This window comes from Streptomyces sp. NPDC028928, from assembly GCF_055564915.1.
Window position 1 is genome coordinate 217,935 of the sequence record NZ_JBVHVI010000015.1, and the last position, 14,115, is coordinate 232,049.

The following is a 14,115-nucleotide window of genomic DNA, read 5'->3' on the forward strand; positions in this document are numbered from 1 at the left end:
GACAGAAAGCAGGTCCTCCGGGCACGAAACCCCAACAGAACCGTCTCCTTCCGCTTCTTCCGCCTCCCCCCCTGGACCCACACAACCCCCGCCCGAGAAAGCACCCCCCCCCCCCTCCTGCCCCCCCCCGCCTCGGCGTTTCCGCCCCCTAGCGCGGCTGGGCCGACGCGTCCGGCCGCAGCGAGCCCGCCTTCGCCTTCGGGACCTCCTTGCCGTCCGTGCCGACCACCGTCCGCCCGTCCAGCGGCGCGTCCAGCGTCACCGTCTTCACGTACTCCTTGGCGATCAGTACGCACACCCGGCCCGGCCAGGGCTTCTCGGTGACCGTCACCGTCACCCGGCCGCCGCTCTCCCGGGCCGACGTCCTGTAGTCGGCGCACACACCGCCGTAGAAGCTCAGGTTCAGCGTCCGCCCGTCGGCCGTGTAGGCGTTCACCTTCACGCTCCGGCTTCGGCCGGGCGCGCCGGTGGACGGCGGCGCCGAGGGCGCGGAGGGCGCGGCGGCCGTCTTCGACGTCAGGTACCTCGGGTCGACCGCCGGATACGTCACCGTGAACGCGCCGTCCGCCCCGGACCCCCGCACCTGGAACAGCCAGGACGGCACCAGCGTCTGCCGCCCGCCGACGGAGTGCGCGGCCAGCCCGAACACCGCCTTCTCGACCGTGACCGTGTTCGTCTCCCTGTCCGCCGTCGGCTTCTTCGGTGCTCCCGTGGACGCGCCGCACGGCTGCTCCAGCCGGTCCTTCAGCGGCACCGGAGTGGCGCACCCGCCGATCCCCATCCGGTGGCCGTCCTTCGCCGGCCCGTTCAGCAGCTCCAGCGTCTTCTCCGCGCCCAGCACCGGGTACGTGTCGCCCTTCACCGGGGTGGCGAGCAGCCCGTGACCGCCGACCAGCTCGCCCGTCCGGTCGACGGTCAGGCCGGTCGTCCAGCCGTACGTGGGCAGCCCGCCCACCACCGGGTCCGCGTTCACCACCCGCCGGGCGCCCATCACCTGGCCGGCGTCGGTCCTCGCGTCGTCCAGCCCCGCCGCCCTCAGCACCGGCGCCGCCGCCTTCTCGGCGTCGGCCACGCTCACCGGGTCGCCGGCCGGAGCGCCCGGGTCCTGCGTGCAGACGGTCACCTTCCGGCAGTTGTCGGTGCCGGGCGCGTACCGGTCGAAGCTCCAGCTGCCCGGCGCGTCCCGGTTCACCTTCAGGCTCGGCCCGGACCCGTCCTGGCCGCCGACCCGCCACATCCGCCCCTCGGCCACCGGCGCCCCGTCGATCCCGAGCGCCTTCGCCAGCCGGGCCACCTGCTCCCGGCCCACCTCGGCCCCCGGCTCGTACACCGGTGCCGAACCGGGCCCGTCCGGCAGCTCGCCCCGCGCGACGTACCGGGTGCCGTACGGGTCCGGTTCGCCGGGCGCGATACCGCCCGTGCCGGAGTCCGCCCAGCCGTCCAGGGCGAGCGGTGGGGGAGTACCGGCCCCGGCGGGTGCCGCCGCGTCGCCCGTACGGTCGCCCGGGGCGCCGCTCGCGGCGAGGTAGGCGCCGCCCGCGCCGATCAGGAGAACGGCCGCGGTGGCCACGGTGACGATGGTGCGACTACGCGCCCGCCTCGGTTCCGTCGTTGCCGACTGCGGGTCCGTGGTCGCTTCTCGCGCAGTTCCCCGCGCCCCTTCGGGGCGCTCAGGCCGGTCGGTGTTCACCGCATCGCTCCTCGCTGGGTCGGGTCCGGCGATGGGACGCGGGAAGGGAGCGTACGGTTCCCGGGCGCGCGCCTCCGGGTCAGTCGCCGTAGTCGGACATCGCGTCCAGCAGCCGGGCGGACCGCACCGGCACGCTCACCCCGTGGATGAGGGACGGCGGCACCGGCCGGGGCTCGGCGTGCTCCGGGACGGCCCAGTGCGGGGCCATCCGGGCGCAGTCGCCGCGCAGCGCGGCGAGATCGCCGTCGAGGTCGGCCGGGGCGTGGGAGGTGACCTTGGGGTTCGTCATGACCGAACCGTAGGCACGGCTCAGGGGGCGAAGAAAGAGCTACTATCGGGTAGTTTTGCCTGCTTCAGTGGCGGCTTCCGACCGGGTAGCGTGAACTGTCAACCCAGCCTCCCGCAGGAGAATCCCCGTCGTGCGCATCGCAGTCACCGGCTCCATCGCCACCGACCACCTCATGACCTTCCCCGGCCGCTTCGCCGACCAGTTCGTCGCGGACCAGCTGCACACGGTTTCGCTCTCCTTCCTGGTCGACAACCTCGACGTGCGCCGAGGCGGTGTCGCCGCCAACATCGCCTTCGGCATGGGCCAGCTCGGCACCGAGCCGATCCTGGTCGGCGCCGCCGGCTTCGACTTCGACGAGTACCGGGCCTGGCTCGACCGGCACGGCGTGGACACCGCCTCGGTCCGGATCTCCGAGACCCTGCACACCGCCCGCTTCGTGTGCACCACCGACTCCGACCACAACCAGATCGGCTCCTTCTACACCGGCGCGATGAGCGAGGCCCGGCTGATCGAGCTGAAGACGGTGGCGGACCGCGTGGGCGGCCTCGACCTGGTCCTCATCGGCGCCGACGACCCCGAGGCGATGCTCCGCCACACCGAGGAGTGCCGCACCCGGAACATCCCGTTCGCCGCCGACTTCTCCCAGCAGATCGCCCGCATGGAGGGCGAGGAGATCCGCGTCCTGCTCGACGGCGCGACCTACCTGTTCTCCAACGAGTACGAGAAGGGGCTCATCGAGTCCAAGACCGGCTGGACCGAGGCGGAGATCCTCTCCAAGGTCGGCCACCGGGTCACCACGCTCGGCTCGCGCGGCGTGCGCATCGAGCGGACCGGTGAGGACCCGATCGAGGTCGGCTGCCCGGAGGAGGAGCGCAAGGCCGACCCCACGGGTGTCGGCGACGCCTTCCGCGCGGGGTTCCTCTCCGGGCTGGCCTGGGGGGTCTCGCTGGAGCGTGCCGCGCAGGTCGGCTGCATGCTCGCCACGCTCGTCATCGAGACCGTGGGGACGCAGGAGTACCAGCTGCGCCGGGCGCACTTCATGGAGCGGTTCGTGAAGGCGTACGGCGACGAGGCGGGCCAGGAAGTGCGGGCCCACCTGGGCTGAGGGGCGTACCGACCCCCGGGCAACTCAGCTCACCCGGCGTACCAGGTACGCCGTCCCCCTCTTCGCCGGTTCCTCTCCGACGTACTCCTGCCCCCGCATCTCGCACCACGCCGGGATGTCCAGGCGGGCCGCCTCGTCGTCGGAGAGGACCCGGACGATCCCGCCCACCGGTACCTCCCCGAACACCTTCGCCAGCTCGATGACCGGAATCGGGCAGCGCTTGCCGAGGGAGTCGACGACCAGTTCCGCCGCCCGGACGGCCGTCGTGGGAGCCGGCGCCCCCAGCTTCTCCCGGACGCCCGCCACCGTCTCCGGCAGCACCTCCAGGAAGCGGTCCACGTCCGCCTCCGGCGTGCCGGGCGGCAGGGACACCCGTACGTTGCCCTCGCTGAGCACGCCCATGGCCTTCAGCACATGGCTGGGCGTCAGCGTGCTGCTCGTGCAGGAGGAGCCGGAGGAGACCGAGAAGCCGGCCCGGTCCAGCTCGTGCAGCAGGGCCTCGCCGTCGACGTAGAGGCAGGAGAAGGTGACGACCCCGGGCAGCCGGCGCTCGGCGTCGCCGACCACCTCCACGTCCGGCACCAGCCGCGGCACCCGTGCCCGGATCCGCGCCGTCAGCTCCCGCAGCCGTACCGCCTCCTGGGCCGCCTCGGCCCGTACCGCGCGCAGCGAGGCCACGGCCGCCACGATGGCCGGGAGGTTCTCGAAGCCGGGCGCCCGGCCGGACTCCCGCTCGTCCACCGGCCCTTGGGCGGCGAACCGCACCCCCTTGCGGACGACGAGCAGCCCGACCCCCGACGGCCCGCCCCACTTGTGCGCGCTGGCCGCGAGCAGCGACCAGTCACCCTCGACCGGCCCCCAGCCCAGCGACTGGGCCGCGTCCACCAGCAGCGGCACCCCGGCCGCCCGGCACACCTCGGCCACCTCGGCCACCGGCTGCACGGTCCCCACCTCGTGGTTGGCCGACTGCAGGCAGGCCAGCGCGGTGTCCGCCCGGAGCGCGGCCGCGTACCCCGCCGGGTCGACGGCTCCGGCCCGGCTGACGGCCACCCGGGTGACGCTCCCGCCCTCCGCCTCGAACACCTCCGCCGAATGGAGTACGGAGGAGTGTTCGACGGACGACACGATCAGGTGGCGTCCCACCCGCCGCCGCCCGGCCAACGCCCCCGCGATCCCGCTGTGTACGGCCCGGGTGCCGGACGACGTGAACACCACCTCGTCGGCCCGGCAGCCGACGGCCTCCGCGGCCGCCTCCCGCGCGGCGTCCAGCAGCATCCGCGCCTTGCGCCCCTCCCGGTACAGCCGCGCGGGATCGGCCCAGCCCTCATCCAAAGAGGCCAACAGCGCCTGACGGGCAACGGGATGGAGAGGGGCGGCGGAGGCAGCGTCAAAGTAGGCCATACGGCAACGCTAAACCGCCGGTCAGGGCAGTGCCCCGAAGGGGCGCGGGGAACGGCGCGACCAGCCACAACGCACCCGCAGCCGCCAATCAAGCGAACCACCCGAGTCAGTAGGCACCCCTCCCCGCGAACCCTCGGAGAGGGTGGGCTAGGGTTTGGTCCGCATAAACATCCAAACCCCTGCCCGACGCAGGGCGGCGACCGACCAGCGAGAAGGCCGCAGCCAACCGCGCGGGCGAGACTCTCGGGAAGGCGCTACGTGAGTCCCAACGGCTCCGACCGCTCGCCGCGGCGCCCGATGCGGCGGAAGCTGCTGCAGGCACTGACCGCGGGCCTGGTCCTGGCGACCGCAACCGGTTGCACATACAAGGACTTCCCCCGCCTTGGCATGCCCACCCCGACCACGGAAGAGGCTCCGCGGATCCTCTCCCTGTGGCAGGGCTCCTGGGCTGCCGCGCTCGCCGTCGGCGTGCTGGTGTGGGGCCTGATCCTGTGGAGTGCTTTCTTCCACCGGCGCAGCCGCACCAAGGTCGAGGTTCCTCCGCAGACCCGGTACAACATGCCGATCGAGGCCCTGTACACGGTGGTCCCGATCATCATCATCTCGGTGCTCTTCTACTTCACGGCCCGGGACGAGTCGAAGCTCCTGGACACCTCGAAGAAGCCCGACGTCACGGTCAACGTGGTCGGCTTCCAGTGGAGCTGGGGCTTCAACTACATCGAGAACGTCCCCGGTTCCACCGGCGATGCCAAGACCGACAAGAACCTGGACGCCATTCCGGACCGGTTCAAGAAGGCATTCCCGGCGAACGCCGGCGGTGTCTACGACGTCGGCACGCCCGGCACGCGGAACCCGCAGACGAACAACCCCGGTCCGACGCTCTGGCTCCCCAAGGGCAAGACGGTCCGCTTCGTCCTGACCTCGCGTGACGTCATCCACTCCTTCTGGGTGGTGCCGTTCCTCATGAAGCAGGACGTCATCCCGGGCCACACCAACGCCTTCCAGGTGACCCCCAACAAGGAGGGCACCTTCCTCGGCAAGTGCGCCGAGCTGTGCGGCGTCGACCACTCCCGGATGCTGTTCAACGTGAAGGTCGTCTCCCCCGAGCGTTACGAGCAGCACCTCAAGGACCTCGCCAAGAAGGGGCAGACCGGTTACATTCCCGCCGGCATCGCGCAGACGAGCCACGAGAAGAACCGGGAGACGAACAACCTGTGAGCATCCTCAACGAACCCCAGGGTGCCGCGGCAGCTGAAGGCTCATACGCTGACGAGCTGCCGGTCAGGCGCAAGCAGCCCGGCAATGTCGTGGTGAAGTGGCTGACGACCACCGACCACAAGACGATCGGCACGCTGTATCTGGCGACGTCGTTCGCGTTCTTCCTGATCGGTGGCGTCATGGCGCTGCTCATGCGCGCCGAGCTGGCCCGGCCGGGCATGCAGTTCATGTCGAACGAGCAGTTCAACCAGGCGTTCACGATGCACGGCACCGTGATGCTGCTGATGTTCGCGACGCCGCTGTTCGCCGGTTTCGCGAACTGGATCATGCCGCTGCAGATCGGCGCGCCCGATGTGGCGTTCCCGCGGCTGAACATGTTCGCCTACTGGCTGTACCTGTTCGGCTCGCTCATCGCGGTGGGCGGCTTCCTCACCCCGCAGGGTGCGGCCGACTTCGGCTGGTTCGCCTACAGCCCGCTGTCGGACGCGGTCCGCTCGCCGGGCATCGGCGCCGACATGTGGATCATGGGTCTGGCCTTCTCCGGCTTCGGCACCATCCTCGGCTCGGTCAACTTCATCACCACGATCATCTGCATGCGTGCCCCGGGCATGACCATGTTCCGCATGCCGATCTTCGTGTGGAACGTGCTGCTGACCGGTGTGCTGGTCCTGCTGGCCTTCCCGGTGCTGGCCGCCGCGCTGTTCGCCCTGGAGGCGGACCGCAAGTTCGGCGCCCATGTCTTCGACCCGGCCAACGGCGGCGCACTGCTGTGGCAACACCTCTTCTGGTTCTTCGGCCACCCAGAGGTGTACATCATCGCCCTGCCGTTCTTCGGCATCATCAGCGAAGTGATCCCGGTGTTCTCCCGCAAGCCGATGTTCGGCTACATGGGTCTCATCGGCGCGACCGTCGGGATCGCCGGTCTGTCCGTGACCGTGTGGGCCCACCACATGTACGTCACCGGCGGTGTGCTGCTGCCGTTCTTCTCCTTCATGACCTTCCTGATCGCGGTCCCGACCGGTGTGAAGTTCTTCAACTGGATCGGCACCATGTGGAAGGGCTCGTTGTCCTTCGAGACGCCGATGCTCTGGGCGACCGGCTTCCTGATCACCTTCACGTTCGGTGGTCTGACCGGTGTCATCCTGGCCTCGCCGCCCATGGACTTCCACGTGTCCGACTCGTACTTCGTGGTGGCCCACTTCCACTACGTGGTCTTCGGTACGGTCGTCTTCGCCATGTTCTCCGGCTTCCACTTCTGGTGGCCGAAGTGGACCGGCAAGATGCTGGACGAGCGCCTCGGCAAGATCACCTTCTGGACGCTGTTCATCGGCTTCCACGGCACCTTCCTGGTCCAGCACTGGCTGGGCGCCGAGGGCATGCCGCGCCGGTACGCCGACTACCTGGCGGCCGACGGCTTCACCGCGCTGAACACGGTCTCGACCATCAGCTCCTTCCTGCTCGGCCTGTCGATCCTGCCGTTCCTCTACAACGTGTGGAAGACGGCCAAGTACGGCAAGAAGGTCGAGGTCGACGACCCGTGGGGCTACGGCCGCTCGCTGGAGTGGGCGACCTCCTGCCCGCCGCCGCGGCACAACTTCCTCACCCTGCCGCGGATCCGCAGCGAATCCCCGGCGTTCGACCTGCACCACCCTGAGATCGCCGCGCTCGAACAGCTCGAGCACGCCGGTCACGGCACCGCCGTCGCGGGCAGCAAGGAGGCCGGCAAGTGAAGATCCAGGGTCGGATGTTCATCTGGCTGAGCGTCTTCATCCTGATCATGGCCATCGTGTATGGCGTGTGGTCGAAGGAGCCGGCCGGTACCACCGCTCTCTTCCTGGCCTTCGGCCTGAGCGTCATGATCGGCTTCTACCTGGGCTTCACCGCCCGGCGGGTCGACGCGGGCGCCCAGGACGACAAGGAGGCCGACGTCGCGGACGACGCGGGCGAGCTGGGCTTCTTCAGCCCGCACAGCTGGCAGCCGCTCATGCTGGGCTTCGGCGGCGCGATCGCCTTCCTCAGCATCGCGGTCGGCTGGTGGCTGATCTACTTCTCCGCCCCGTTCATCCTGGTCGGCCTGTTCGGCTGGGTGTTCGAGTACTACCACGGTGAGAACCGCACCCAGTAGGACACGCGGAACGCGCCGGGAGCCCGGACCCTCCCCTCGGGGGGTCCGGGCTCCCGGCTTTTCCGTCGCTTCCGGCGGGTCCTTCCTTTGCCGCAATGCCGTTCCCTCGTACGAGTTACCTGCCGCGCCGGTACGGTCTCCAGCTCATAGCGTGATCGTATGAACCACACTCCGCGGACCCGCACCGTCGTCAGCTGCACGCTGCTGGTGACCGCCCTCGGCGCGGGCGTCACCGCTTGCGGTTCGGACGGCAACCCCCTGTCGGCCAGGCCGTACGACGCAGCGGGCCTGATCTCCTTCAACGGCCCCACCGAAGCGGGGAAGCGGGCCGACCCGGACAAGCCCCTGGAGGTCACCGCCAACAGCGGTGAGGGCCGGATCACGGACGTCACCGCCCAGGACTCCACAGGGCGCTATGTGGCGGGCGAACTCGCCGCCGACGGCAGCCGTTGGCACAGCACCTCACCACTGGCCGCCAACGCCCACTACACGGTCACGGTGAGCACCGAGGACGAGGACGGCGCGCCCGGCCGCAAGGTCCTCACGTTCGACACCAGCAAGCCCACCAGCAAGAAGCGCCTGAACGTCACGTTCGGGCCGGAGAAGGGCACATACGGCGTCGGACAGCCGATCACGGCCCAACTCGACCACGAGATCAAGGACAAGGCGCAGCGCGCCATCGTGGAACGCGCCCTGCGGGTGGACTCCACGCCGGCCGTGCCGGGCGCCTGGCACTGGGTGGACAACAAGGAACTCCACTACCGTCCCAAGGAGTACTGGCCCGTCCACGCCACCATCCAGGTGCACAGCAACCTGGACGGCGTCAAGATCGGCGACCGGCTGTGGGGCGGCGCGTCCAAGCCGCTGACCATCACCACGGGCGACAAGATCGAGGCCGTCACCGACGCCGCCTCGCACCAGATGACGGTCTACAAGAACGGCCAGGAGATCAACCAGATCCCCGTCACGACGGGCAAGCCCGGCTTCGAGACCCGCAACGGCGTCAAGGTCGTCCTGGCCAAGCAGTACTTCGTACGCATGCGCGGCACCACGGTCGGCATCGCCGAGGGCAGCGCCGACTCCTACGACCTGCCGGTCTACTACGCCACCCGCGTCACCTGGTCCGGCGAGTACGTCCACGCCGCCCCCTGGTCCGTGGGCTCCCAGGGCTACGCCAACGTCAGCCACGGCTGCACGGGGATGAGCACGTCCAACGCCGAGTGGTTCTTCGAGACCGTGCGCGAAGGGGACCTCGTCAAGGTCATCAATTCCAACGGCGACGACATGGAGCCCTTCGGCAACGGCTTCGGCGACTGGAACGTCGACTGGCAGAAGTGGCGTCAGGGCAGCGCCCTCTTCAACGGCAAACCGGACGGCCCGGCCCCGTCGGACGCCCTGAGGATCCAGCCAGCGGCCCTGTGAACGCGCCGCGGGGGCGCGAGGCACGAGCCCCGCGCCCCGACCCGCTAGGCGCCGACCAACCGCTTCCGACGCAGCAGGGAAGCCAGGGCCGAGGCGAACTCCACCGGATCCACCGGCAGGGTGACCGCCGCGTCCGCCCGGCTCCACGTGGCCAGCCAGGCATCCTGCGGCCGTCCCATCAGCAGCAGCACCGGCGGACAGCCGAACACCTCGTCCTTGATCTGCCGGCACACTCCCATGCCCCCCATCGGCACGGCCTCGCCGTCGAGCACGCACACATCGATGCCGCCCTTGTCCAGCTCCCGCAGCACCGCGTCCGGCGTCGCGCACTCCACGAACTCCACCAGGGGGACGTCCGGGGCCGGCCGACGCCCGGCGGCCAGCCGTACTTGCTCGCGGGTGTTGGAGTCGTCGCTGTAGACCAGCACCGTGGCGGTCGGCTGCATTGTTCCTCCGAGACGTCAGCGTCGTACGGACAGGACGGGCAGGCCCGTTCCGGCGGATGTTACTCCCGTCGTCGTCCCCGTGAACACCACGTCGAACACCACGTCAACACCGGTCTGGCGGGTGGCAACACTCCGAACGGCACCCCCCGGAGTGAGCGCGAGATAAGCGACCGACATAATGTCGGTCGTGGCGACAGCAACGACAGTAGAAACCGGGCACGCGCACCCGTCGGTCAACCGGCCGAACCTCACCAGCGTCGGAACCATCATCTGGCTGAGTTCCGAGCTGATGTTCTTCGCGGCCCTCTTCGCGATGTACTTCACCCTCCGGTCGGTGACCGGACCGGTCCACTGGAAGGAACAGGCGGAGGCACTCAACGTGCCCTTCTCCGCCACGAACACCACGATCCTGGTGCTCTCCTCCCTCACCTGCCAGCTCGGCGTGTTCGCGGCCGAGCGCGGCGATGTGAAGAAGCTCCGTGGCTGGTTCATCCTCACCTTCATCATGGGTGCGATCTTCATCGGCGGTCAGATCTACGAGTACACGGAGCTGGTGAAGAAGGACGGCATCTCGCTGTCCTCCGACCCGTACGGCTCGGTGTTCTACCTGACCACCGGCTTCCACGGCCTGCACGTGACGGGCGGTCTCATCGCCTTCCTGCTGGTCCTCGGCCGCACCTACATGGCCAAGAGGTTCACTCACGAGCAGGCGACCGCCGCCATCGTCGTGTCCTACTACTGGCACTTCGTCGATGTCGTCTGGATCGGCCTCTTCGCCACGATCTACCTGATCAAGTAGCCGGGACCGCTCCCGCACATCCAGAAGCACCGACGCAGAAGATCCTGACACCGGGGTAATCCGTGAAAAAGCTCTCCGCACGACGACGCCATCCGCTGGCGGCGGTCGTCGTCCTACTCCTCGCGCTGGCGGCCACTGGGGGGCTGTACGCCGCGTTCGCGCCTGCGGGCAAGGCGCAGGCCGATGAATCCTCCCAGTCCCTGACCATCAAGGAGGGCAAGAAGCTCTACGAGGTCGGCTGCGCCAGCTGCCACGGCACCGGTGGCCAGGGCTCCTCCGACGGCCCGAGCCTCGTCGGCGTGGGTGCCGCCGCTGTCGACTTCCAGGTCGGCACCGGCCGTATGCCCGCCGCGACCTCGCAGGGCGCCCAGGTCCCGCGCAAGAAGCCCATCTACACGCAGGCCCAGATCGACCAGCTCGCCGCGTACGTCGCCTCGCTGGGCGCCGGCCCGAGCGTGCCCACCGAGCAGCAGTACGGCCCCGAGGGCGCGGACATCGCCAAGGGTGGCGAGCTGTTCCGCACCAACTGCGCGCAGTGCCACAACTTCACCGGCAAGGGCGGCGCCCTGACCAAGGGCAAGTACGCGCCGAGCCTGGAGGGTGTCGCTCCGAAGCACATCTACGAGGCCATGCAGACGGGCCCGCAGAACATGCCGTCCTTCCCCGACACCACGATGTCGGAGAAGAACAAGAAGGACATCATCGCGTACCTGAACGCGGTCAACGGCAGCGAGACGGAGAACCCGGGCGGTCTGGAGCTGGGCGGCCTCGGGCCGGTCAGTGAGGGTCTGTTCGGCTGGATCTTCGGCCTGGGCGCGCTGATCGCGGTCGCCGTCTGGGTCGCCGCTCGGACCGCAAAGGCCAAGAAGTCATGAGTAGCCAAGACATTCCTGAAGAGAACCTGCCCGCTGAGCAGGACCACGCACACGGCGCGGTAGGGATCGCGGACGAGGAGAACCCGTTCGCCGACCCGGGCCTGCCGCCGCACGAGCACCGGATCCAGGACATCGACGAGCGGGCCGCCAAGCGGTCCGAGCGCATGGTCGCCCTGCTGTTCACGGTGTCGATGCTGGCCACCATCGGCTTCATCGTCGCGTACCTGGCCATCCCGACCGACAAGTCGATCTTCGTCTTCCCGATCGGGCACATCAGCGCGATGAACTTCGCGCTGGGCCTGACCCTGGGCGTGGCGCTGTTCTGCATCGGCGCGGGCGCGGTCCACTGGGCCCGCACCCTGATGTCCGACGTGGAGGTCGCCGACGACCGGCACCCGATCGAGGCTCCCGCCGACGTCCGGGCGAAGGTCCACGCGGACTTCCGCCAGGGCGCCAAGGAGTCGGCGCTCGGCCGCCGCAAGCTGATCCGCAACACGATGTTCGGCGCGCTGGCCCTGGTGCCGCTCTCCGGCGTCATGCTGCTCGGCGGCCTCGGCCCGGCGCCCGGCACCAAGCTGCGCCACACCATGTGGGCCAAGGGCATGCGCCTGGTCAACATGAACACCAACCAGCCGCTGCGTCCCGAGGACGTCGCCGTGGGCTCGCTCACCTTCGCCAAGCCGGACGGCCTGGAGGAGCACGACGAGGAGTTCCAGAACGAGATCGCCAAGGCTGCCCTGATGATCGTCCGGATCCAGCCGGGCAACATCAAGGACAAGCGCGAGCTGGAGTGGTCGCACGAGGGCATCGTCGCGTACTCGAAGATCTGCACCCACGTCGGCTGCCCGATCTCGCTGTACGAGCAGCAGACCCACCACGTGCTGTGCCCGTGCCACCAGTCCACCTTCGACCTCTCCGACGGTGCCCGAGTGATCTTCGGCCCCGCCGGCCACGCCCTGCCGCAGCTGCGCATCGGCGTGGACAGTGAGGGTTACCTCCAGGCGCTCGGCGACTTCGAGGAGCCCGTCGGTCCTGCATTCTGGGAGCGCGGATGAGTACTTCAGAGAACGAGACCCGCTCTCGCGGGAAGGCTCCGGCCGGCGAGCGGATCGCCGACTGGGCCGACGGCCGGCTCGGGATCTACTCCCTGGCCAAGGCCAACATGCGCAAGATCTTCCCCGACCACTGGTCGTTCATGTTGGGTGAGGTCTGCCTCTACAGCTTCATCATCATCATCCTGACGGGTGTCTATCTGACGCTGTTCTTCCACCCGTCGATGAACGAGGTGGAGTACCACGGCTCCTACGTCCCGCTCCAGGGACAGCTGATGTCCGAGGCGTTCAGCTCGACCCTGCACATCTCCTTCGACGTGCGCGGTGGTCTGCTCATCCGGCAGATCCACCACTGGGCCGCGCTGATCTTCCTCGCCGGCATGTTCGTGCACATGATGCGCGTGTTCTTCACGGGCGCGTTCCGCAAGCCGCGTGAGATCAACTGGCTGTTCGGCTTCCTGCTGTTCGTCCTCGGCATGTTCACCGGTTTCACCGGTTACTCGCTCCCGGACGACCTGCTCTCCGGCACCGGTGTCCGCTTCACCGAGGGCGCGATCCTGTCCGTGCCGATCGTCGGCACGTACATCTCGATGTTCCTCTTCGGCGGCGAGTTCCCCGGCCACGACTTCGTGGCGCGGTTCTACTCGATCCACATCCTGCTGCTGCCGGGCATCATGCTCGGCCTGGTGGTGGGCCACCTGATCCTGGTCTTCTACCACAAGCACACGCAGTTCGCGGGTCCCGGAAAGACCGAGAAGAACGTCGTCGGCATGCCGCTGCTGCCCGTGTACATGGCCAAGGCCGGAGGCTTCTTCTTCCTGGTCTTCGGTGTCATCGCGGCCATCGCGGCCGTCGCGCAGATCAACCCGATCTGGGCCATGGGCCCCTACCGTCCGGACCAGGTGTCCACCGGCGCCCAGCCCGACTGGTACATGGGCTTCGCCGAGGGTCTGGTCCGCTACATGCCGGGCTGGGAGATCAACCTCTGGGGTCACACGCTCGTCCTGGGCGTGTTCATCCCGCTGGTGCTCTTCGGTCTCGTCCTGATGGCGATCGCGGTCTACCCGTTCATCGAGTCCTGGATCACCGGCGACAAGCGCGAGCACCACATCCTGGACCGCCCGCGCAACGCCCCGACCCGCACGGCCTTCGGTGTCGCCTGGGTGACCGTGTACATGGTCGGTCTGGTGGGCGGTGGCAACGACCTCTTCGCCACCCACTTCAGCCTGTCGATCAACGCCGTCACCTGGTTCGTCCGGATCGCCTTCTTCGCCGGACCGGTGATCGCGTTCATCGTCACCAAGCGGATCTGCCTCGGCCTGCAGCGGCGCGACCGCGACAAGGTGCTGCACGGTCGCGAGACCGGCATCATCAAGCGGCTGCCGCACGGTGAGTTCATCGAGGTGCACGAGCCGCTCAGCCAGGAGCAGCTGCACACGCTCACCGCGCACGAGCAGTACAAGCCGGCCGAGATCGGTCCGACGGTCGACGAGAACGGTGTCGAGCGCAAGGTGAAGGCCTCGGAGAAGCTGCGCGCGAAGCTCTCCAACGCCTACTACGGCGAGGACAACCAGATCCCGAAGCCGACCGTCGAGGAGTACAAGGAGATCACGAGCGGCCACGGCCACCACTGATCCCCGCGTCGCCACGCCACGCTGAAGGGCCCCGTCCGTAACCCGGACGGGGCCCTTCG

13 protein-coding genes are annotated in these 14,115 nt (G+C 69.0%); 9 read left to right on the plus strand and 4 right to left on the minus strand.

The window, feature by feature from the left end:
• Positions 1 to 148 precede the first annotated feature (148 nt).
• Both ACZ4U1_RS32445 and ACZ4U1_RS32450 read right to left on the minus strand, forming a co-directional pair.
• The gene (locus ACZ4U1_RS32445) at positions 149 to 1,690 is read right to left on the minus strand and encodes a hypothetical protein (RefSeq protein WP_467907732.1); all 1,542 of its coding nucleotides are present in this window, start codon (positions 1,688 to 1,690) and stop codon (positions 149 to 151) included.
• Positions 1,691 to 1,769: 79 nt separating this feature from the next.
• Positions 1,770 to 1,979 carry a hypothetical protein gene (locus tag ACZ4U1_RS32450; protein ID WP_467907733.1) on the minus strand — a complete coding sequence of 70 codons (210 nt, stop codon included), beginning with the start codon at positions 1,977 to 1,979 and terminating at the stop codon, positions 1,770 to 1,772.
• Positions 1,980 to 2,109: 130 nt separating this feature from the next.
• Here ACZ4U1_RS32450 and ACZ4U1_RS32455 point away from each other — a divergent pair, with 130 nt between their 5' ends.
• Positions 2,110 to 3,084 (plus strand): carbohydrate kinase family protein, encoded by a 975-nt coding sequence (locus ACZ4U1_RS32455; RefSeq protein WP_467907734.1) that lies wholly within the window; start codon positions 2,110 to 2,112, stop codon positions 3,082 to 3,084.
• A gap of 24 nt (positions 3,085 to 3,108) precedes the next feature.
• On the opposite strand, the gene ACZ4U1_RS32460 is transcribed toward ACZ4U1_RS32455, so the two are convergent.
• Positions 3,109 to 4,485: an aminotransferase class V-fold PLP-dependent enzyme gene (locus ACZ4U1_RS32460; protein WP_467907735.1), complete on the minus strand. Its 1,377-nt coding sequence runs from the start codon at positions 4,483 to 4,485 to the stop codon at positions 3,109 to 3,111.
• A gap of 258 nt (positions 4,486 to 4,743) precedes the next feature.
• Between ACZ4U1_RS32460 and ctaC the strand changes: the two genes are divergently transcribed.
• The 4 genes from ctaC to ACZ4U1_RS32480 all read left to right on the plus strand — a co-directional run bounded on the left by ctaC (position 4,744) and on the right by ACZ4U1_RS32480 (position 9,250).
• A complete protein-coding gene (gene ctaC / locus ACZ4U1_RS32465) occupies positions 4,744 to 5,703 on the plus strand; it encodes an aa3-type cytochrome oxidase subunit II (RefSeq protein WP_356162449.1) in 960 nt (319 codons plus the stop codon).
• Entirely contained in the window at positions 5,700 to 7,433 is a 1,734-nt protein-coding gene (gene ctaD, locus ACZ4U1_RS32470; RefSeq protein ID WP_467907736.1) for an aa3-type cytochrome oxidase subunit I, read from the plus strand. The genes ctaC and ctaD overlap by 4 nt, the downstream gene beginning before the upstream one ends.
• On the plus strand, positions 7,430 to 7,828 hold the full coding sequence (locus tag ACZ4U1_RS32475) for a cytochrome c oxidase subunit 4 (protein ID WP_356161733.1): 399 nt from the start codon (positions 7,430 to 7,432) through the stop codon (positions 7,826 to 7,828). The genes ctaD and ACZ4U1_RS32475 overlap by 4 nt, the downstream gene beginning before the upstream one ends.
• A gap of 159 nt (positions 7,829 to 7,987) precedes the next feature.
• Complete coding sequence (locus ACZ4U1_RS32480) at positions 7,988 to 9,250, plus strand: L,D-transpeptidase (protein ID WP_467907737.1); 1,263 nt, start codon at positions 7,988 to 7,990, stop codon at positions 9,248 to 9,250.
• 44 nt (positions 9,251 to 9,294) lie between these two features.
• On the opposite strand, the gene ACZ4U1_RS32485 is transcribed toward ACZ4U1_RS32480, so the two are convergent.
• Positions 9,295 to 9,696, minus strand: coding sequence for a response regulator (locus ACZ4U1_RS32485; RefSeq protein WP_467907738.1), 402 nt, complete (start codon positions 9,694 to 9,696; stop codon positions 9,295 to 9,297).
• A gap of 178 nt (positions 9,697 to 9,874) precedes the next feature.
• Here ACZ4U1_RS32485 and ctaE point away from each other — a divergent pair, with 178 nt between their 5' ends.
• The 4 genes from ctaE (at position 9,875) to qcrB (ending at position 14,056) form a co-directional block, all read left to right on the plus strand.
• Positions 9,875 to 10,495, plus strand: a complete 621-nt coding sequence (gene ctaE, locus ACZ4U1_RS32490; RefSeq protein WP_030348419.1) for an aa3-type cytochrome oxidase subunit III — start codon at positions 9,875 to 9,877, stop codon at positions 10,493 to 10,495.
• A 62-nt stretch (positions 10,496 to 10,557) separates the two neighbouring features.
• Complete coding sequence (gene qcrC / locus ACZ4U1_RS32495; RefSeq protein ID WP_467907739.1) at positions 10,558 to 11,370, plus strand: cytochrome bc1 complex diheme cytochrome c subunit; 813 nt, start codon at positions 10,558 to 10,560, stop codon at positions 11,368 to 11,370.
• Positions 11,367 to 12,425, plus strand: a complete 1,059-nt coding sequence (gene qcrA / locus ACZ4U1_RS32500) for a cytochrome bc1 complex Rieske iron-sulfur subunit (protein WP_467907740.1) — start codon at positions 11,367 to 11,369, stop codon at positions 12,423 to 12,425. Before qcrC ends, qcrA begins: the two co-directional genes overlap by 4 nt.
• The gene (qcrB, locus tag ACZ4U1_RS32505; protein ID WP_467907741.1) at positions 12,422 to 14,056 is read left to right on the plus strand and encodes a cytochrome bc1 complex cytochrome b subunit; all 1,635 of its coding nucleotides are present in this window, start codon (positions 12,422 to 12,424) and stop codon (positions 14,054 to 14,056) included. Before qcrA ends, qcrB begins: the two co-directional genes overlap by 4 nt.
• Positions 14,057 to 14,115: the final 59 nt, after the last annotated feature.